Annotated in this window: 17 protein-coding genes; 13 read left to right on the top strand and 4 right to left on the bottom strand. The window is 61.3% G+C overall.

Translation table 11 applies throughout. From position 1 onward, the window contains the following. Nucleotides 1-22 precede the first annotated feature (22 nt). From ribE to BMY54_RS16270, 8 genes are all read left to right on the top strand, one after another. Nucleotides 23-499 carry a 6,7-dimethyl-8-ribityllumazine synthase gene (ribE, locus tag BMY54_RS16235; RefSeq protein ID WP_003228649.1) on the top strand — a complete coding sequence of 159 codons (477 nt, stop codon included), beginning with the start codon at nt 23-25 and terminating at the stop codon, nt 497-499. Beyond that, nucleotides 496-996, top strand: coding sequence for a transcription antitermination factor NusB (gene nusB / locus BMY54_RS16240; RefSeq protein ID WP_034153728.1), 501 nt, complete (start codon nt 496-498; stop codon nt 994-996). The genes ribE and nusB overlap by 4 nt, the downstream gene beginning before the upstream one ends. A gap of 18 nt (nt 997-1,014) precedes the next feature. Next, the gene (thiL, locus tag BMY54_RS16245; RefSeq protein WP_093434486.1) at nt 1,015-1,980 is read left to right on the top strand and encodes a thiamine-phosphate kinase; all 966 of its coding nucleotides are present in this window, start codon (nt 1,015-1,017) and stop codon (nt 1,978-1,980) included. Then, on the top strand, nt 1,977-2,480 hold the full coding sequence (locus BMY54_RS16250) for a phosphatidylglycerophosphatase A family protein (RefSeq protein ID WP_007910933.1): 504 nt from the start codon (nt 1,977-1,979) through the stop codon (nt 2,478-2,480). Before thiL ends, BMY54_RS16250 begins: the two co-directional genes overlap by 4 nt. 37 nt (nt 2,481-2,517) lie before the next feature. After that, nucleotides 2,518-3,255, top strand: a complete 738-nt coding sequence (locus BMY54_RS16255; RefSeq protein ID WP_093434489.1) for a substrate-binding periplasmic protein — start codon at nt 2,518-2,520, stop codon at nt 3,253-3,255. Between the two features lie 235 nt (nt 3,256-3,490). Beyond that, a complete protein-coding gene (gene ribA / locus BMY54_RS16260; protein WP_016984117.1) occupies nt 3,491-4,108 on the top strand; it encodes a GTP cyclohydrolase II in 618 nt (205 codons plus the stop codon). Then, nucleotides 4,105-4,524, top strand: coding sequence for a hypothetical protein (locus tag BMY54_RS16265; protein WP_016984118.1), 420 nt, complete (start codon nt 4,105-4,107; stop codon nt 4,522-4,524). The genes ribA and BMY54_RS16265 overlap by 4 nt, the downstream gene beginning before the upstream one ends. Beyond that, entirely contained in the window at nt 4,524-5,324 is an 801-nt protein-coding gene (locus BMY54_RS16270; protein WP_093434492.1) for a cobalamin-binding protein, read from the top strand. The genes BMY54_RS16265 and BMY54_RS16270 overlap by 1 nt, the downstream gene beginning before the upstream one ends. A 110-nt stretch (nt 5,325-5,434) precedes the next feature. Here BMY54_RS16270 and BMY54_RS16275 read toward each other — a convergent pair whose 3' ends face one another. The 4 genes from BMY54_RS16275 to BMY54_RS16290 form a co-directional block, all read right to left on the bottom strand. Continuing rightward, complete coding sequence (locus BMY54_RS16275) at nt 5,435-7,318, bottom strand: TonB-dependent receptor domain-containing protein (protein ID WP_093434495.1); 1,884 nt, start codon at nt 7,316-7,318, stop codon at nt 5,435-5,437. A gap of 164 nt (nt 7,319-7,482) precedes the next feature. Continuing rightward, complete coding sequence (gene dxs / locus BMY54_RS16280) at nt 7,483-9,381, bottom strand: 1-deoxy-D-xylulose-5-phosphate synthase (RefSeq protein ID WP_093434498.1); 1,899 nt, start codon at nt 9,379-9,381, stop codon at nt 7,483-7,485. A gap of 91 nt (nt 9,382-9,472) precedes the next feature. Next, on the bottom strand, nt 9,473-10,360 hold the full coding sequence (gene ispA / locus BMY54_RS16285; protein ID WP_093434501.1) for a (2E,6E)-farnesyl diphosphate synthase: 888 nt from the start codon (nt 10,358-10,360) through the stop codon (nt 9,473-9,475). Then, complete coding sequence (locus BMY54_RS16290) at nt 10,357-10,599, bottom strand: exodeoxyribonuclease VII small subunit (protein ID WP_003228627.1); 243 nt, start codon at nt 10,597-10,599, stop codon at nt 10,357-10,359. Before BMY54_RS16290 ends, ispA begins: the two co-directional genes overlap by 4 nt. 355 nt (nt 10,600-10,954) lie before the next feature. On the opposite strand from BMY54_RS16290, the gene BMY54_RS16295 reads away from it, so the two are divergent. From BMY54_RS16295 to BMY54_RS16315, 5 genes are read left to right on the top strand one after another with little or no spacing between them, the layout of a single operon-like run. Continuing rightward, on the top strand, nt 10,955-11,746 hold the full coding sequence (locus BMY54_RS16295) for a YfaP family protein (protein WP_093434504.1): 792 nt from the start codon (nt 10,955-10,957) through the stop codon (nt 11,744-11,746). Nucleotides 11,747-11,794: 48 nt separating this feature from the next. After that, entirely contained in the window at nt 11,795-13,507 is a 1,713-nt protein-coding gene (locus tag BMY54_RS16300; protein ID WP_093434956.1) for a DUF2138 domain-containing protein, read from the top strand. Beyond that, nucleotides 13,492-14,142 carry a DUF1175 domain-containing protein gene (locus BMY54_RS16305; protein WP_093434508.1) on the top strand — a complete coding sequence of 217 codons (651 nt, stop codon included), beginning with the start codon at nt 13,492-13,494 and terminating at the stop codon, nt 14,140-14,142. Before BMY54_RS16300 ends, BMY54_RS16305 begins: the two co-directional genes overlap by 16 nt. Further along, nucleotides 14,139-18,713, top strand: a complete 4,575-nt coding sequence (locus BMY54_RS16310; protein WP_093434511.1) for an alpha-2-macroglobulin family protein — start codon at nt 14,139-14,141, stop codon at nt 18,711-18,713. The genes BMY54_RS16305 and BMY54_RS16310 overlap by 4 nt, the downstream gene beginning before the upstream one ends. A gap of 1 nt (nt 18,714) precedes the next feature. Beyond that, on the top strand, nt 18,715-20,334 hold the full coding sequence (locus BMY54_RS16315) for a DUF2300 domain-containing protein (protein WP_093434514.1): 1,620 nt from the start codon (nt 18,715-18,717) through the stop codon (nt 20,332-20,334). Nucleotides 20,335-20,337 lie beyond the last annotated feature (3 nt).

The raw sequence follows: 20,337 nt of genomic DNA on the forward strand, positions 1-20,337 counted from the left end.
GGCTCTTTAAGAGAACTGACGAATGACCCTGAAGACCATCGAAGGTACCTTCATCGCCCCTAAAGGCCGCTACGCTTTGGTAGTGGGCCGCTTCAACAGCTTCGTCGTTGAAAGCCTGGTCAGCGGTGCAGTTGATGCCCTGGTTCGCCACGGCGTGAGCGAAAGCGACATCACCATCATCCGCGCACCTGGCGCCTTCGAAATCCCGCTGGTTGCGCAGAAAGTCGCCCAGAAAGGTGAATTCGCAGCCATCATCGCCCTCGGCGCGGTCATTCGTGGCGGTACTCCGCACTTCGAATACGTGGCAGGCGAGTGCACCAAGGGCTTGGCCCAGGTGTCCATGGAGTTCGGCGTGCCGGTTGCCTTCGGCGTCCTGACCGTTGATTCCATCGAGCAAGCCATCGAACGTTCCGGCACCAAGGCCGGTAACAAAGGTGCCGAAGCTGCCCTGTCCGCTCTGGAAATGGTCAGCCTGCTGGCACAGTTGGAGGCCAAGTGATTAGCGACGAAAGCGATCGTTTCAACCCGCGCGAGCCGCGTCCAACCGACGCCGGCAAGCCTTCGAAAAGTGAAAAGCGCCGCGCTGCCCGTCAGTTGGCGACTCAAGCGTTGTACCAGCGCCACATGGCCAGTACTTCGCTGAACGAAATCGAAGCGCAGTTCCGCGTCGATAACGATTTCACCTTCGCCGATGCCAGCTACTTTCACGACATCCTGCACGGTGTTCCGGCCAGTCTGACCGAGATCGACACTGCGCTGGCGCCGTGCCTGGACCTGACCATCGAAGAGCTCGACCCGGTTGAACTGTGCGTACTGCGCCTGTCGACCTGGGAACTGCTCAAGCGCGTCGACGTGCCGTACCGCGTTGTGATCAACGAAGGGATTGAACTGGCGAAAGTCTACGGTTCGACCGACGGTCACAAGTTCGTCAACGGTGTGCTCGACAAGCTGGCCCCGCGCCTGCGTGAAGCTGAAGTGAAGGCGTTCAAGCGCTGAAACGCGCTTGATACTTCAATGGGCGAGTTTGAGCTGATCCGCAATTTCTTCGCCGCCGCGCCTTGTGCGCAGGGCGGCGAAGGCGTTGCGCTGGGGATCGGCGATGACTGCGCCTTGCTCGCTGTTCCTTCCGGGGAGCAGTTGGCGATTTCTACCGATACGCTGGTGGCCGGTGTGCATTTCGCCGACCCCTGCGATCCGTTTCTGCTCGGTCAGCGCTCGCTGGCCGTTGCGGTCAGCGATCTGGCCGCCATGGGCGCCACGCCCGTTGCCTTTACCCTTGCCCTGACTGTGCCGACGGTGACTGCTGATTGGCTGCAAGCCTATGCCCACGGTTTGAACCGTATGGCGCAGAGCTGCGGCGTCGCGCTGGTCGGCGGCGATACCACGCGCGGGCCGTTGAGCCTGACGGTGACCGTGTTTGGTCGCGTGCCTGCCGGTCAGGCGTTGACCCGCAGTGGCGCGCAAGCGGGCGACTTGCTCTGTGTCGGTGGCGAACTTGGTAATGCGGCCGGCGCCTTGCCGCTGGTGCTCGGTCAGCGTGACGCCGAAGCGAACGTCGCCCACCCGCTGCTCGATCATTACTGGTCACCACAACCGCAACTCGCCCTCGGCCAGGCCCTGCGTGGCAAAGCCACCTCGGCGCTGGACATCTCCGATGGATTACTCGCCGACTGCGGCCATATCGCGCTGGCCTCAAAGGTCCGACTTGAGATTGAACGCGAGCGCGTACCGCTGTCGGATGCATTAGTGGCGTTTCTCGGTCAGCGCGGCGCCGAGCGCGCTGCGCTGAGCGGTGGCGATGATTACGTGCTGGCGTTCACCCTGCCGTCCGTCGAATTGCCGGCGCTGCTGGCCAACGGCTGGCCGATCCATGTAATCGGTCGCGTGGCAGAAGGTCAGGGCGTGGTCCTGCTGGATCGCGAAGGGCACGACATCACCCCGCAAATCCGGGGCTATCAACATTTTCAGGAGACACCGTGACAGATCACCCGAAACAGGTTCCGGCCGAATTCGTTCCGCCGTCGGTCTGGCGCAATCCCTGGCATTTCCTCGCGTTCGGCTTCGGTTCCGGCACCTTGCCCAAGGCGCCGGGAACGTGGGGCTCGCTGGTTGCTCTACCCTTTATCCCGTTATGGCAGATGTTGCCCGACTGGGGTTACTGGCTGATGCTCGGGATCACCATGCTGTTCGGCTTCTGGCTGTGCGGCAAAGTCGCTGACGATCTGCGGGTACACGACCACGAAGGCATCGTCTGGGACGAAATGGTCGGGATGTGGATCACCCTGTGGCTGGTGCCGGAAGGCTGGTACTGGTTGCTCGCGGGTTTCCTCGTATTCCGTTTCTTCGACATTCTCAAGCCATGGCCGATCCGCTGGATCGACCGGCACGTGCATGGCGGCGTCGGCATCATGCTCGACGACGTGTTGGCCGGCGTGTTCGCCTGGCTGGCCATGCAGGGACTGGTGTGGATTTTCGCCTGAGTCCAAGGGATATCAGGGTCAAGTGAGGGGACTAGGGATGGCTCGACGCTGGTTGGCGCTAGTGGTTTTGGCTTTACTGAGCACCGTGGCCGGTGCGCAGGAAGCTGCGCCGACGCCGGCAGTCATCCATCTGGCCAGCGAAGACTGGGAAGACTACACCGCCGCTGACGGCCATGGCCTGGGCTGGGACGTGCTGCGCAAAGTGTTCGAACCGGCCGGGGTCAAGCTCGACATTCGCAGCGTGCCTTACACCCGCTCGGTCGGGCTGGTGCAATTGAAGGAAGTCGACGCGCTGGTCGGTTCCTACCGCGACGAAGCCGAACAGGTCCTGTACCCGCACTGGAATTTCGATTCCGACCACATTTACGCATTAGGCCTGGCGAGTAATCCGGCGCCTACCGAAGCGACGCTGGGCAAGTATCGCCTGGCTTGGGTGCGCGGTTATCGCTACGAAAACTTCTTGCCGAATATCAAGCGCTACAACCAGATCGAGCGGCGTAGCGGGATCCTGTCGATGCTCAAGCAGGGGCGGGCGGATTACTACATCGATGCGCTGACCGAGATTGAAGCCGTGGTGAAAACCGCAGCCGATCCGGCGCAGTATCGCTATTCACACCTGGCCGAGCTGCCGCTGTTTCTCGGCTTTGCCGACACGCCACAGGCGCGAGCGCTGATGGCGCTGTATGACCAGCGTATGGAGCAGTTGGTGAAGAGCGGCGAGTTGAAGCCGATCTTCGAGAAGTGGAAGCAGCCGTATCCGTTCAACTCGAACTGACCACTTACCCCTGTGGGAGCGAGCCTGCTCGCGAAAGCGGTGGTTCAGCCAGCATTGGGGCGATGGACACGACGCCTTCGCGAGCAGGCTCGCTCCCACAGGGGATCGAGGCAACTCAGTTGTTATCAAACTTTTTGATCGTTATGCCCGATAATTCAGCCTAAGCGCCGGTAGGAACCTGCTGTTACAATGCCGGCCTGCGAATTTTCAGACTCTTTAGATCAGGAGCACACCGGTGCCTGTCGTCTTTGTCGCCGCTTCCAAGCTGCCAACGCCTTTTGCGCAATTCACCATGCACGGTTTTCTCGATGAAGCCACCGGCCGCGAGCACGTTGTGCTGAGCCTGGGTGAAATTGCCGACGGTGCCCCGGTACTCGGCCGGTTGCACTCCGAATGCCTGACCGGCGATGCCTTGTTCAGCCAGCGTTGCGACTGCGGTTCGCAACTGGAAGGCGCGCTTAAAGCCATCGCCCGTGAAGGTCGTGGTGTGTTGCTGTACCTGCGTCAGGAAGGTCGTGGCATCGGCTTGTTGAACAAGATCCGTGCCTACGAATTACAGGATGGCGGCGCCGACACCGTTGAAGCCAACGAGCGTCTGGGCTTTGCCGCTGATCAGCGTGACTACGCCATGTGCCTGCCGATGCTCGAGCATCTGGGCGTGAAATCCCTGCGCCTGATGACCAACAACCCGCGCAAGGTTAAAGCCTTGACCGATATGGGCATTACTGTCGCCGAGCGCGTGCCGCTACACACCGGTCACAACCCCCACAACAAACTGTATCTGGCGACCAAGGCCAGCAAGCTCGACCACATGATGGGCAACGAGCATCAGGGCGAGGTCGATCGCGCGTGACGCGGGGTCAGGTGCGGCGCCGGTTATCGGTCGATTGGTGGAAATACCTCGCACTGGCGTTGGTGCCGCTGTTCGTACTCAACGCGTTGTTCGGTCAGGGCGAAGGCATTCTTCCTGTGCTGGCGATGCCGTTCTTTATTGCCGGCGTGGCATCGATGTTTGTCAGCCTGAAATTTTTTGGCCGTTATAAACATGCGCTGATCGCCACGCAAAAAGCCCTCGATACCCCGGATGAACCGGCCGCGTGGATTGCGCTTGCAGCTCGTCGTCGTGCGGCTTTTCTCGTGGCAGCCTTGCCGGCGTGGATCGGCGCACTGGCGGTGTTTGTCGGTCTTGAAGCCGTACCGTTGATGCTGTTGGCGTTGTCCACGGCGGTGCTGTTTTATCTCTACCGTATCCCGCGTCAACTCGGCTGATGCGCCGCCTCTGGCTGGCGGTTCTGCTGCTGGCCGTCTCGACTCCGGTGCTGGCGGGCCTGCGGGTGGTCAGCCTCGCGCCGTCCCTTTCTGAAATTGTCGTTGAGCTGGATTCGGCAGATCTGTTGGTCGGTGTGCTTGATGCCGGTGAGCGGCCAGCGGCGATTGCCAGCATTCCTTCTGTCGGCCGCTATGGTCAGCTCGATATGGAGCAGTTGCTGAGCCTCAAACCTGACTTGTTGTTGCTGTGGCCCGGCAGTGTCGGCCCGGCGCAGCGTGATCAACTGAAGCGCCTGGGCATCCCGACCTTCGTCGCCGAACCGCATTCTTTAGAACAACTCACCACCCAGATTGAAGCCATTGCCGTGCAATTGGGGCGACCGGAGCGTGGGGTGAAACGGGCGGCGGCGTTGCGCCAACGACTCGTGGAGTTGCGCCAGCGCTATCGCCGGGAAGTGCCGTTGCGGGTCTTCTATCAGGTCTGGGACAAACCGCTGTACACCGTCGGTGGCGGGCAGATTATCAGCGATGCGGCTGAGGTGTGCGGGGCGCGCAATGTGTTCGCCGACCTGAGTCTGCCGGCGCCGCAGGTGAGTATTGAGGCAGTGTTGCAGCGCGACCCTGAAGTGATTCTGGCGAGTGATCAGGCGCAGTTGAATGCGTGGAAAACCTGGCCACAGGTGGCGGCGGTGAAGCAGGAAAAATTACTGTTGGTCACCGACAAAGGTCTCGAACGCCCAAGTGGCCAAATGATCAGCGCTACCGCCAAACTCTGCCAATTGATCGCGCCTGACCGCTGAAATTGCGGTGACTTCTTCGCGAGCAGGCTCGCTCGCACAGGAGGATTGCATTCCAAATGTGGGAGCGAGCCTGCTCGCGAAGGGGTCAGTCAAATCACCGAAGATTCAAATCAAAGCTGGGGAGTCCAAGTCACCCCAAACATCCACACCCGACCTTCCTCGCGATAACCGTACTGGCTGCCGTCATAGCTGTAATTCGCCCGGCTGTAACCTTTGTCGAAAACATTATCGACCTTCAGATCCAGCTTGATCTCGCGGTTCAACGCCCAACTGCTGCGCAAGCCGAACAACGCATAACCACCCAGCGGGTTTTCATTTTTCAGGTCGTCATAACTGCTGCTGACCGCCTGCCAACTGGCACCGAGGCTGACTTGATCAAATTGTCGATCCAGATCCCAACTCAACGTGCGCCGCGCACGCCGGGCCAGGGTGTGGCCAGTATCACGGTCGCGCGGATCAATGATCGATACGCCAAGGTTGCTCTGCCAGTCGAACAGTTCCTGCTTCAGTGCCGCTTCAAAACCGTTGATCCGCGCCGACGCGATGTTCTCCGGGCGTGAATTGCTGCCGAAGATGATCGCGTCTTCCAGGTCCGTACGGTAAATCGACGCCTCGAGACGGCTGCTGTCAGTCAACTGACTGCGCCACTGCAACTCATAGCTTTTCGAGGTTTCCGGTTTCAAATCCGGGTTGCTGAAGTCGGGGTAGTACAGATCGTTGAAAGTCGGCGCACGAAAGCCTTCGCTATAGCTCAGCAACAGGTCGTTGTCCGGGTTCAGCGGCAATGTGAACGTGCCGCTCCAGGTGTTCTGGCTGCCGAATTGCTGGTTGTCGTCGTGACGCAGACCCAGTTCCGTGGAGAAGCTGTCGGCCTGATAGCGATGCTGGATGAATGCGGCGCGGTTCCAGCGGCTGTCTTCGTCGAATGCGGTGCTGCTGTTGACCCGGTCTTCGTACCAGTCGCCGCCGAGAATCAGGCTGTTGCGTGCGTCCAGCGTCAGATCGTTCTGCCAGTTCACCGAGTCGCGGTAGGTGTTGAACACCGTGCGTTCGTCGCTGAGCTTGTCGAGGCTCTTCTCGCGGTTCTCGGTATGGCCGAATTCGATCCGGGTTTTCCAGGTTTCGTTGACCCGAGCATCGACGTAACTGCTGACACTGCTGACGTTGAAATCGCTGTAGGGCTGCTGTTGGACCGATTCGAAGGTGTTCATGTCGAAGCGGCCGAACGGGTTGTCGAACTCGTTCTTGCCGCGGTTATCCAGCAGATTGGCGCCGACTTCGATGTCATCGCTCAGCGCATGGCTGAGGCTCAGGCTAACGGACTCATTGCGGTAGGCGTCGTGATCGGCATCGCTTGGGTACGACTGGTGAGTACGGTCACCTCCGTCGGTTTCATCAAGGCTGGCACCGAGATTGAAGCGGGTTTTCTCGTCGCCCCCGGACAAGCCGAGGCTGCGTTCCCACGTTTGGTTGCTGCCGAAACCGACGTGCATCCGTGGCTGCAAACCTTGCTCAGTGCCGCGCCGGGTGAAGATCTGAATCACCCCGCCAATCGCATCGCTGCCGTAAATCACCGAACGCGAACCGCGCAGCACTTCCACCCGCTCGATCTGCTCGATGTTCAGATGCTGCAGGTTGCTGTCGCCGGAAGTGGAGCTGCCAATGCGCTGGCCGTCGACCAGCACCAGACTCTGCGCCGACTGCGTGCCGCGAATGTAAATGCCCGGCAGACTGCCACGTCCGCCGGCTTGCGCCACTTGCACACCAGGGACGCGACGCAGCAGGTCCGGCACGTCACTCGGCTGCAGGCGGTCGATGTCTTCGCGGGTGAACACCGTGTTGGCGGCGCTGCTGTCGTTGCGGGCTTCGACCTGGCGGTTGGCGGAGATCAGCATGTCGGGCAGCTTCAGGGCTTGCTCACGTTCGAAGGTGTCGGCGAGGGCGTTGGCGGCTGGCAGCAGGAGGAAGGGCAGGGCGAGGCGCGAGAGGTTCATCGGTGGTCCGTTGACGCGTAGGGCGAATTCAATTTTGAAAGTTCATAAACCACTGTGGGAGCGAGCTTGCTCGCGAATGCGGTGGGTCAGTCATGAGTGAGTCGACTGACAGTCCGCATTCGCGAGCAAGCTCGCTCCCACAGGGTTTTGCACAGGTATTGCGATTACTTGTTGAGCAATTCCAGACGCTCACGAATCGACGCTTCGATCCCTGCCTCATCCAGCCCGCACTCGGCCAGCATCTGCGCAGGCTTGGCGTGTTCGACGTAGACGTCCGGCAAGCCCAGATGCAGCATCGACTTGAGGATGTTCTCCCGCGCGAGGAATTCACTGACCGCGCCACCGGCGCCGCCCATGATCGCGTTCTCCTCGATGGTCACCAGCAACTCATGACTGCCGGCAATCTCGCGCACCAGCGCTTCATCCAGCGGTTTGACGAAACGCATGTCGACCACGGTGGCATCGAGTTTTTCAGCCACCTTCAGCGCCTCGGCAAGTTGCACGCCGAACACCAGCAGAGCGACTTTGCTGCCCTGGCGACGGACGATGCCTTTGCCGATTTCAATCGGCTCGAGGTCTTTGTCGATCGTCGCGTTCGGGCCGGTGCCGCGTGGATAGCGCACAGCTGCCGGGCCGTTGTACAGGTGGCCGGTGGTGAGCATTTTGCGCAGTTCGTTTTCATCACTCGGGGTCATGATGACCATGCCCGGGATGCAACGCAGGTAGGACAGATCGAAGCTGCCAGCGTGGGTCGGGCCGTCTTCGCCCACCAGGCCGGCGCGGTCGATGGCGAACAGCACGTCGAGGTTCTGCACCGCGACGTCATGCACCAACTGGTCGTAACCACGCTGCAGGAACGTCGAGTAGATCGCCACTACCGGTTTTGCGCCTTCGCAGGCCATGCCGGCCGCGAATGTCACCGCGTGTTGCTCGGCAATCGCCACGTCAAAGTAGCGCAGCGGGAAGCGTTCGCTGAACGCCACCAGATCCGAGCCTTCCTTCATCGCCGGGGTAATCCCGACGAGACGCGGATCAGTAGCAGCCATGTCGCACAGCCACTCGCCGAACACCGCCGAATACTTCGGACCGCCAGCCTTTGTCGGCGCAGCAGCCGGAGCATCGACCGGTTCGAGTTTGGTGATCGCGTGGTAGCCGATCGGGTCGACTTCCGCCGGGGCGAAACCCTTGCCTTTCTTGGTGACGATGTGCAGGAACTGCGGGCCTTTCAGATCGCGCATGTTGCGCAGGGTGGCGATCAGGGTTGGAAGGTCGTGGCCGTCGATCGGGCCGATGTAGTTCCAGCCCAGCTCTTCGAACAGGGTGCCGGGGACCAGCATGCCTTTGGCGTATTCTTCAGTACGACGGGCGATTTCCCAGGCGCCGGGCAGGCGCGACAGGACTTTCTTGCTGCCCTCACGCATGCTCGCGTAGGTGCGGCTGGAAAGGATCTTCGCCAGATAATTCGACAGGCCACCGACATTGCGCGAGATCGACATGTCGTTGTCGTTGAGGATCACCAGCATGTTGGCGTTGACTTCCGGCGCGTGGTTCAGCGCCTCGAAAGCCATGCCGGCGGTCAACGCGCCGTCACCAATCACCGCGATTGCCTTGCGATCGCTGTTCTGCAGGCGGGCGGCGATGGCCATGCCCAGTGCAGCGCTGATCGAAGTGCTGGAGTGGCCGACGCCAAAGGTGTCGTATTCACTCTCGGCGCGACGCGGGAACGCGGCAATGCCGTCCTTCTGGCGCAGGGTGCCCATGCGCTCGCGGCGACCGGTGAGGATCTTGTGCGGATACGCCTGGTGCCCGACGTCCCACAGCAGACGGTCGTCCGGTGTGTCGAAGACGTAATGCAACGCGATGGTCAGCTCGATCACGCCCAGGCCGGCACCGAAATGCCCACCGGTCTGACCGACCGTGTAGAGCAATTCCAGGCGCAACTCATCGGCCAGGGTTTCCAGCTCGGCTTCGCCTAACCGGCGCAGGCCGTCCGGCGTATTCGCGCGGTCGAGCAGGGGCGTGGTCGGGCGCTTGCGGGGAATCTCATGAAACGTCGTGGGCATCAGGCGAATCGTTATAGGTATAGAAGATGCGGCAGTTTACCTGATGCATCGCCCCCTGCCCACGCGTTGGTCTTTTTTGGCGGATACGCCGTCAGTTGCGCCGCTCGACGATATACCGGGCCAGCTCACGCAAGGGCTCGGCGGCCGCGTCAAACGGTCGCAGGGCGTGCAGAGCCTGATCACGCAGTTCCAGCGCGTAGGCCTTGGCGGCGTCGAGGCCGAGCAGCGCCGGGTAGGTCGGCTTGTCGCGGGCGATGTCGGCGCCTTGGCGTTTACCGAGGGTTTCGGTATCGCTTTCGACGTCGAGGATGTCGTCCTGCACCTGAAAGGCCAGACCGATAGCCTGTGCATAAGTCTGCAGGGCCTTGAGTTCGTCCTTCTCGGCGCGGCCGCTGGCCAGAGCACCGAGTTTGACGCTGACCTCGATCAGCGCGCCGGTCTTGTGCCGGTGCATCTGTTCGAGGGCTTTCTGATCGAGTTTCAGGCCAACCGAGCCGAGGTCGATGGCTTGACCGCCGACCATGCCTGCCGGGCCCGCAGCCTGTGCCAGCGCAGTGACCATTTGCAGGCGGATGTCACTGCTGCAATCGCTCAGGCGCGGGTCGAGCAGGGCACTGAAAGCCAGGCTCTGCAAGCCGTCACCGGCGAGAATCGCGCAGGCTTCGTCGAATTTCTTGTGGGTGGTCGGCTGGCCGCGACGCAGATCGTCGTCGTCCATCGCCGGCAAATCGTCGTGAACCAGCGAATAAGCGTGGATCAACTCAACCGCGCAGGCCGCGCCGTTGGCTTGCTCCGCCTTGCCACCGAGGGCTTCGCACGCGGCGTAGGCCAGCAGCGGACGCACGCGTTTGCCGCCGTTCATCACGCTGTAGCGCATGGCTTCGTAAAGCCGCGCCAACTCCGGTAACGGCGCGTTGAACAGGGTTTCCAGCGCCGCGTTTACCCGGGTCTGGCTGCTCGCCGTGTACGCCGCAATCATTCTGGCTGTTCCGCGTCGAAGGGTTCCTCGGCGAGTTCGCCATCGCGCTCCAGCAGCACTTGCACCTTCTGCTCGGCTTGCGCCAGCGCTGCCTGGCAATCACGGGTCAGGCCGATGCCCTGCTCGAAAGCGGTCAGCGAGTCTTCCAGCGACAATTCACCGTTCTCCAGACGCTCGACCAATGTTTGCAGGTCGGCGAGGGACTGTTCGAAATCCAGTGCAGCTTTTTTGCGGGCCATGGCGGCGATTTCCGGTTGACGTTAAACCGGCGCGACACTAGCAGATAGGGGGTTTATGGGCAAATGAGCGGGGTGCGACCGGCCCTTTTTCCTGAGGCGATTCGGGATGGCTGAAACCTATTCGGCTCATTTTGTGAGCCGAATAATCTCTCTATTCGGCTCACGCCCCTTGAAAAGCAGGTTTCCTACAGCGATTGCACATGTATCCGATTGTTAAAAAACTGCCAAATGGCTAATCTTCGCGCCTTCTACGACCCTACAGTCACGGGTCTTTCAGACGAAACGCAGTTTTCACCGCTGTGAAGTACCGAGGATCGGGTGCAAGGTTTCGTTCAGGCATGGCAGGAGGCATTACATGCGTTCATTTCTTTGGCTACTGATCGGCCTGGCCTGCGCGCCCGCGCTGTCGGCCGCGCCGAGCGCTGAACTGTCGGAACCGGTGGGCGGCTGGCGCTATCACGGCTTGCTCGATCGCACGGAAAACCCGCAAGTCGCCTATCCCACGCCGCCGATTGATCGCGGCATTCAGCGCAATCGCACGATGATCCAGGGCCAGCTCAAGGCCATCGGCCATATGCGCCCGCCGCACAGCCTCGCCGTGAATGGCAATCCATTGAATCTGTACACCGACGACCAGGGCCGTTTCGCCCGGCCCTACGCGTTCGGCGCCGGCTCCAACAGCGTCGAAGTGATCAGCGCCGAAGGCCAGTCGCTCAAGCGCGTGCAATTTTATGAAGCAAACAATTTGCGCACGCCGGCGCGAATTCGTCTTGTCTTGGGCTGGGACGATCCAAAAGCCGAGCTCGATCTGCACATTGTCACGCCCGACGGTCAGCATGCGTTCTGGGCGCAGCCGGCGCTGAGTAATGGCGGCGGTCTCGACCCGGATGGCGTCGACGGCCCCGGCCCGGAAATGTTCACCATGACTGCGCCGCTGCACGGCACTTATCTGGTTTACGTCAACTATTGGGGCAACTTCGGCAACGGCGGCTATAACTTCGAGGAGACCAGCAACCAGAACGAGGTGATCACCTCGCAAATCACGCTGGTACTCAACGAAAACACCGTCGACGAAAAACGCGAAACGTTCATCGTGCCCCTGCGGGCGATCGGTGATCTGCTGCTGGTCAAGACTTTCAACTATTAAGCATTCCGCCACGGATGAAATCCTGAGCTTTGGGAAATGAGCGAAAAGATGAGCGATAACACTGTTACTTCGGCTGCCGACACGCCAGCGGCCAAACCTTCGCGGCGCTGGCCCTTGCTGCTGGCCGGGTTGTGTCTGGTGGCCGGTGTAGCGGGTGGTTTTGGCTGGCTGCTGCTCAAGCCCAAGGCGCCGCCGGCGGACTTGGCCAGTGACAAGCTCGGCCTCAGCCGCCCGGATGCGTTGCTGGAAACCCGCTCGCTGAGCCAGTTGCCCAAGGACCTGCTGACGGTGCCGTTCCTCAAGGCCACGCTCACCGAAGATTTCGTCTTTTATTACGAAACCCACGCCGACCGCATGGGGCTGATTGGCAGTCTGCGCCGGATCATTTACGAGCATGATCTGAAGTTGCAGGACAGCCTGATCGAGCAGCTTTTCGATCAACCGGCCGACGTTGCGTTGTGGCGTGGCGCGGATGGGCGCTTGAAGGATTTCCTTTTGGTGATGGATCGTGGTGGGCTGGCGAAACTGCTCGAGCCATTGGCAAAGGTTGCGCTGGATGACACGCAGCTCAGTCAGATGAGCGAACTCAAGGTCGGCGGCGACACTGTGCCGCTGTATCAACTGACCTATAACGCCAGCAAAGCCCTGTTGTTCGCCTCCCACGGCGACAAACTGGTGGTGCTGTCCAACCCGGCCAAGTATTACGACCCGGAAAGCGGCGCCTCCGAGGAATCCGGCCATGTCTCGCCACAAGCGCTGGCGGCGCTGCTCAATGGCGAAAAACTGTTCCCCGAAGCGTTCGGCCTGCCGGCGAAAACTCCGGAAACCAAGCAACGCCTGTCGGTCAACTCCAGCGTTCTGGCCATGGGTTATCAACGTTTCATCCCGAACTTCGCCGGGCTGCGCTTCGACATGGATGACAAGGGCTGGCACAGCTACCTCGCCATGGACGAACTGGACAACCAGCCCGACTTCGATTTCAAACCGGTCTGGCAAGCAATGCCGCTGGGCGCCAGTGCCTGCGTGACCCTTCCGGTCGCGGCCGAACCGCAAAAACCATTGCTGGTGAAACTCGGCGCTGAAGAAACCGTGGCGCAAACTCTCACCGAACACGTGGCCGGCGCGGCAGGCCTGTGCTGGTACGCCGATTCGCGTTTGTACACGCCATTGCTGGTGGCCAGTCTGAAAGACGAGGACAGCAGCAAACTCGACGGTGATCTTGGCAAACTGTTCGGTTCGATGGTCGGTGCATTCGAAGCCAACGTTGAAGTAAACGTGTTCCCGGTAGTCGAGAAGCAGGAAGGCCAGAACCACGTCTGGCAGCGTCAGGTCAGCTCCAACTTCGGCCCGTATGCGGCGAAAACTGCGGAGAACCCGGACGCGATTTCCGGCAAGGCTTTCATGAAGGTCAGCCTAGCTCGCCACGGTTCGACGCTGCTGTTTTCCCTCGACGACAAACTCGTCGACAAGGCCCTCGGCACCCTCGACAAACGCTTCCCGCCGATGGCCGACGTGTTGCCCAAAGACGTGCTGATGCCGATCTACTTCGGCCCGGATTCGATGGCGCAGCTGATGCAGCAGGAGACCCTCGATAGCCTGCCGCAGGACATGGAACCGGTGTTCTACAACGCCGCGCAAACCTATCTGATTCCGAAACTGCGCACCCTCGGCGGCTACGGCAAGTACGCGCTGACGCTGCCGGAAGGCAGCGAGCCTGACGGCCACTGGCAATGGTTGCCGCTGGAATGGAAAGCGCTGTGACGACACTGATCCGCAGCCTCGGCCTGCTCGCGCTGTTGCTCAGTGCGGGCGCCCGCGCCGTTGAAGCACCCGCACTCGATCCGGCGCAATCCCAGGTGTTTCGCGCCTGGTTCGTGCGCATCGCTCAAGAGCAGTTGAGCCAAGGCCCAAGTCCGCGCTGGTATCAGCAGGACTGTGCCGGGCTGGTGCGTTTTGCCGCCAACGAAGCGCTGAAAGTCCACGACGACAAATGGCTGCGCAGCAACGGCCTGTCCAATCGTTATCTGCCGCCGGAGCTGTCGCTCAGCAATGAGCAACGCAAGCTCGCCCAGCAATGGCAGCAGGGCGGCGGCAAGGTCGGGCCGTACGTCAACGCGATCAAACTGATTCAGTTCAATAGTCATCTGGTCAGCCGTGACGTCTCGCAGGCACGGCCCGGTGATTTGATGTTTTTCGATCAGGGCGACGACCAGCACCTGATGATCTGGATGGGCCGCTACATCGCCTATCACACCGGCACCACCACCCCCACTGACAACGGCATGCGTTCGGCAAGCCTGCAGCAACTCATGACATGGAAGGACACCCGATGGATACCCGACGCAGCCAACCCCAACTTCATCGGCGTCTATCGACTGAACTTTCTCTCCCAATGACCGGTGCCCGCATGTTGCGACTCTGCTCCCGAATTCCTTTGCTGCTGGCGCTGTTGCTGCCAGTGGCTACCGTCAGCGCCGAAGATTCGGTCGAGCCGAGCGGCTACACGCCGGTCTCGGGTGAAAGCTTTTTCCTGCTCGCCGACAGCAGTTTTGCTGCTGATGAACAGGCAATGGTCCGTCTCGAAGCGCCGGGCCGTGACTATCGTCGTTTCCGCATGGAACCTTACGGCGGCGCGGATATTCGTGTGTACCGCATCGACAAACCGCTGGATTTCCTCAAGCGTCAAAAGAATCTGCATCGCGTGGTCAGCGACGGCCAGTTCAAGGGTGAAGGCCTGTCCAACACCCTCGCGTATCTGTGGGACAACTGGTACCGCAAATCCCGACGGGTGATGCAGCGCGCGTTCTCTTATGAATCGCGCAAACAGGTCACCGAAGAAGTGCCGGAACTGAAGATGGGCAACGCCATCGCAGCGCCGACGCCGTACGACGCGCAGCCGCAATTTGCGCTGATTCCGGGTCTGCCGGTGGTCAGCCAGTTCCGTTATCCGCTGTGGCAGGCCAAGCCGATTCAGCCGCCGGCCGGGGTCAATCTGGCCGGGTCTTCGAGCGATTTCGTCAGCGTCGCACCGGGTAACGTTTATATCCCGTTGGGCAATCTGAAGCCGGGTCTGTACCTGGTCGAAGCGCTGATCGGCAAGTACCGCGCAACCACCATGGTGTTCGTCTCCAACACCGTCGCGGTGAGCAAGATTGCCGGTGATGAATTGCTGGTCTGGGCCGCGCGCAAACACGAAGGCAGTTCGGTACCGAAGGTCAATGTGCTGTGGACCGACGGCCTCGGCGTGATGAGCAGCGGTGCCACCGATACTGACGGTTTGCTGCGCCTGAAACATGTCAGCCCGGAGCGTTCGTTCGTCATCGGCGAGGACGAAGAGGGCGGGGTGTTCGTCTCCGAGAACTTCTATTACGACAGCGAAATCTACGACACCAAACTCTACGCGTTCACCGACCGGCCGCTGTATCGCCCAGGTGATTGGGTGTCGCTGAAAATCGTTGGTCGTGAGTTCAAGAATGCGCGGGACTCGGTGTTGCCGGGTGCTGCAGATGTCACGGTCAGCGTGCTTGACGCCACAGGCACTGAGTTGCAACACCTCGACCTGAAACTCGATTCGAAGGCCGGCACTCAGGGCCGCTTCCAGTTGCCGGACAACGCAGTGGCCGGTGGTTACGAGATCCGTTTCAACTATAAGGACCAGGCTTACAGCAGCGCTTTCCGCGTGGCCGAGTACATCAAGCCGCACTTCGAGATTTCGCTGAATCTGGCCAAGCAGGATTACCGCACTGGCGAGCCGGTCAAAGGCAGTCTGCTGTTGCTGTACCCGGACGGCAAACCGGTGGCTAACGCCAAGTTGACCCTGAGCCTGCGCGCCCAGCAACTGTCGATGGTCGACAACGAGCTGCAATACCTCGGGCAATTCCCGGTGGAGCTGACCAGCACCGAACTGACCACCGACAGCAAAGGCAATGCGAGCCTCGACCTGCCGGCCGCCGACAAGCCGAGCCGCTACATGCTCACCGTGTTCGCCAGCGATGGCGCGGCGTATCGGGTCAAGACCACCAAGGAAATCCTTATCGACCGTGGCGCGGCGAGCTTCCGTCTGAGTGCGCCGCAACGCTTCAGCGCGGTCGGCGACAAAGTCGCATTCAGCTACGCCAACGAGGGCGGCACCGAGCAAAGCAAAGCGGTGACGCCGAGCACCTATGGCTGGGTACGTCTGGAAGACCAGAGCACCGGTGAAGGCAAGCTCGCGGCGACTGACAAGGGCTTCAGCATGGCCTTCGAACGCCCGGGCACTTACAACCTGACCTTGAAAGATCAACACGGTCGCGTCCTCGGTGCCACGGGGCATTCGGTCACTGGCGACGGCGTCAAAGCGGTACCGGGCACTGTGGAAATCGTCCTCGACAAGCCTGAGTACAAGGCCGGCGATGAAGCGCTGGCGCTGATCACTTTCCCGGAGCCGGTCAGTGATGCGTTGCTCTCGCTGGAACGCGACAAGGTCGAAGCCACCGCGCTGCTGGCCAAGGGCGGCGACTGGTTGAAACTGGAAAAACTCAGCGACACCCAATACCGCGCGCGCATTCCGGTGAAGGACAACTTTGCACCGAACCTGACCTTCTCCGTGCTCTACACCAAGGGCGGTCAGTACAGCTTCCAGAACGCCGGGATCAAAGTGGTTGCGCCGCAAATCGACGTGGCGATCAGCACCGACAAAGCGGTGTACCTGCCGGGCGACACGGTCACGGTTGATCTGACCACCCAGTTCGCCGGCAAAGCGGTTCCGGCGCATCTGACCGTCAGTGTTGTCGACGAAATGGTCTACGCACTGCAACCGGAAGTCGCGCCGACCATCGACCAGTTCTTCTATCACCCGCGCCGTAACAACGTGCGCACCAGTGCCAGCCTGTCCTTCATCAGTTACGACGTCGCGTTGCCGGGCAGCCCCGGCGCACCGGGCAAAGCCAACCGCAGCGAGCGCGGGGTGAAAGTGCTGGAGCGGCCGCGTCGTGAGGACGTCGATACCGCTGCGTGGCAGCCAGAGTTGTTGACCGGGGCCGACGGCAAAACCCGTTTCACCTTCAAGATGCCGGACTCGCTGACCCGCTGGCGCATCACCGCGCGGGCAATTGCCGATGATGGTCAGGTCGGGCAGAAGAAGCAGTTCGTGCGTTCGGAAAAACCGCTGTACCTGAAGTGGAGCGGGCCGAGCAAATTCCGCAAGGGTGATCAGCCGCAACTTGGCGTGTTTGCGTTCAGTCAGGCCGAGAAACCGGTCAAGGCTGAACTGGTGACTCACTATGCGGGCGCCGAACAGCGTCTGCCTGTGACCCTGAACAACGGCATCAATTATCTGCCGCTGCCGGCGTTCTCATTGGCTTCCGGCGAATGGACGGCGGAGTTGGTGCAGGACGGCAAGACCGCCGACTCTCTCGCCGTGCGCCTGAGTGCGACCGGTGACGGCTGGCAAGTCACTCAGACTCAAAGCCTCGACGTGGCCAGCGGTGACACACCGTTGAGTCTGCCGGCCGACGCCACCGATATTCGCCTGCGTCTGGATGACAGCCCGCAAGCGTTGTTCCGCTCGGCACTCGATGATCTGCTCAGCTATCCGTACGGCGGCGTTGAGCAGACTGCCAGCCGTTTGCTGCCGTTGAGCATTGCCTATCCATCGCTGGCATCGAATCCGCAGATTCGTGATCGCTTGCGCCTGATCATGCAGAACAGCCGTCTGCGTCTGGTGCAAATGGCCGGGCCGTCGGCGAGCTTCACCTGGTGGGGCTACGACGGTGAGCCGGATGCGTTCCTCACGGCTTACGCTTACTACGCCGACTGGAACGCTAGCCAGGTGCTGGAATTGACCTTGCCGCCGGAGCATTGGCAGCGAGTGCTGGAGGTCTACGCCAAGCAAGCGCCGAACACACCGTTGCTGCAGCGCGCGCTGATTCTGTCGTTCGCCAAGCAGATGCATTTGCCGGTGAACACCTTGCTCAGCGGCTTGATGGAGGATCTGGCCAAGGCCGGTGAAGGCAACGCCGAAACCCTGATGGACGACGGCGAAGACAGTCTGGTGATGAGCGACCCGGATTCGGCGCTCGGTCTGGCGGCGGCGCGGGTGTTGACCGCTGCGTTGGCCACGCAGTCGAAGGTTGCCTTGCCGGAAACGTTCAATCGTCAGGTAGGGGCTGCGCAACAGCGTCTGGCGGTCAGTTCGCAGCCGTTCGCCGAGGCGCTGAACCTGTCGCTGCAAGCGTTCGATCAGGCGCGTGCTACGGCGTTGTTGCAACGTTTGCTGCCGCAGCAATCGACCCTCGAACGTGCGCTGGCGCTGACCTGGCTGCAGCGCAGCATCGCCCAGGCGTCGCCGACCATTGCGCTGACGCCGGGTGAAGGCTGGAAGAAGAACTACGGAGCCAGCGGCGAGATGTACTGGACGTGGCAGGGCACGACGCCAGTGCCGAGCGTGTTGTCGGTGTCCGGTACGCAGGAGCGTCCGCTGCGCGCGGCGTTGAGTTTCCAGACCCAGCAAGCGGCAGTCGATCCGATGGCCGTGACCATCACCCGTCGCCTGTCGCGACTGGTACCGGGCGACGAAGCGTTCACCTTCAAACTGGAGCCGATCGGCAGCAAGCCGCTGTCCAGCGACAGCCTGTATCTGGACGAAGTGATCCTCACCAGCAAAGCGCCGAAACCGCTGCGCTACGGCATGCTCGAAGTGCCGCTACCACCGGGCGCCGATGTCGAGCGCACCACCTGGGGCATCAAGTTGCAGGGCAAGGACGGCACCGAGCCGACCGCGCTGGAGAAGGCGCGCTTCGAACCGGGTCAACTGGCGTACGCGGTGCCGGTCGATGCGTTGAGTGGTGAGTTGCGCCTGCGCCATCTGGTGCGCTTCTCGCAGAAGGGCCAGTTCAACCTGCCGCCGGTGCGCTTCAAGCAAGTCTACGCGCCGCAGCATCAGGCCCAGGAAGCGAAAGCCGCCCTTGGTCAGGTCACGGTCAACTGACATGAGCCGGCCGCTGCTGTGGCTGCTGATGTGTGTGATACCTGCGCTGGCGACGGCGCAGGATGAGCCGTTGCGCGTGGCCTATAAGGGCGAGTTGTTGTCGTTGAGTCAGACGCAATTGATCGCCCGCGAGCCCTTGCCGCCGACGCTCGATACCCCGTTGGGCAGTCTGTGGAAATTGTTCGTATACGCATGGCTGGTCGATACCGGTGCGCGTGAGCCGGCGTATGAATGTCGCGGACAGTCGAAGGAAGAGGTTTATTGCTGCTCGGCGGGCGGCAGGATCGAGCGTGATCAGGCGTTGGTGAAATCCTGCGGTTTGTACTTTGAGCCTGCGCGATTGGGGATTTCTTCTGCCTATTGGCGCACGTATTGGCAGGCGCGGCGGGCGCCATCGTGGCTGCTGGATTTGCCGTCGGTGCAGCCGGCTCAACGGGTTTCCGTGATTGAGTTGTTGAAGGTCTTGGCTGCTTTGCCGGCGCAGGATCAAGCGCGTCGAGTGCTGCTCGATGTGGTGCTGAATGCGGCGGACGGTAATGTCGTCGGCGAACTGGGCGGGCGTTTGCGGGTGAAAACCTGGAGCTGGCTTGGCGATCAGGATCCGCAGTCGCGCCAGGGTGGTTTCGCCGGTTGGACCGCGGACGGATCTCCGCTCTGGGCGGGTGGGCGTGGTACCAGTCAGATGGTTTTGCGCCATTACGGGCAGGCACTGGCGACGGTGTTGCCCGCCGCATGGCCGGCAGAAGCCGGGCGCTGTGTTGAAGTCGGGTTGTTCTCGCGCTATCCGCTCACGCGGGTTTTGGCTGGTGAGCGGGTGATGACGTCCGGCCCGTTGCAGGGCGATTACCGCGTCGAATTCGCCAATGGCAACGCGCTGGATATCCACAGTGACGGCGAACTGTTTCTGCTCAACGACAAACTGGTCGCCAGGCTTGATCGCGAAGAATATGTAGCTCGCGTCCTAGAGCGCGAAGCCAAACCGGAACCCGCCGAAGCGGCCAAAGCGCTGGCCGTGGCAATCCGCACTTATCTGCTGCAAAACGCCACGCGCAACGGCGATTGCCTGAGCATCGACGACAGCAGCAATCGCCAACGCGTCGCACCGCGTCCAGCCTCGGCCGAGTCACGCAACATCGCGGCGTGGACGGCGGATCTGGTACTGGCCGGTAGCACCGTCACCTATCACTCCGATCAACCCGGCCCGGACAAACTCGCCTGGCAACAAGCCGTCGAGCAGGCCAACGCCGGTCAGCGCTACGACGCGATCCTCCTGCACGCCTATCCGCGCGCCAGCCTCAGTCGCTGGGACAATCCGGTCGCCTCCTGCGAGGCACTGCCCGCCGCGCAAGACTGGCTGCAGAAACAGCGGCGCGGCTGGCGCCCGAAGCTGGAAAGCGAAACCGGCTACAACGAAGTCAGCACATTCGCCGTGTGCAAACTGGCCTTCGGCAGGCCCTTCGTCGACCGCGAACGCCAACGTATCTACGTGCGCGGCGTACTGACCCTGCAGGATCGCCTCGACCTGACCCACGAATATCTGCACCTGGCCTTTGAAGCACACCCCAACGGCCAGGATGAAACCTACATCGAAGGGCTCGCCCGTCACCTTTTGCTGGAATAGACC

Origin of the sequence: Pseudomonas sp. ok266 (genome assembly GCF_900110195.1) — a bacterium.
Classification (GTDB): domain Bacteria; phylum Pseudomonadota; class Gammaproteobacteria; order Pseudomonadales; family Pseudomonadaceae; genus Aquipseudomonas; species Aquipseudomonas neuropathica.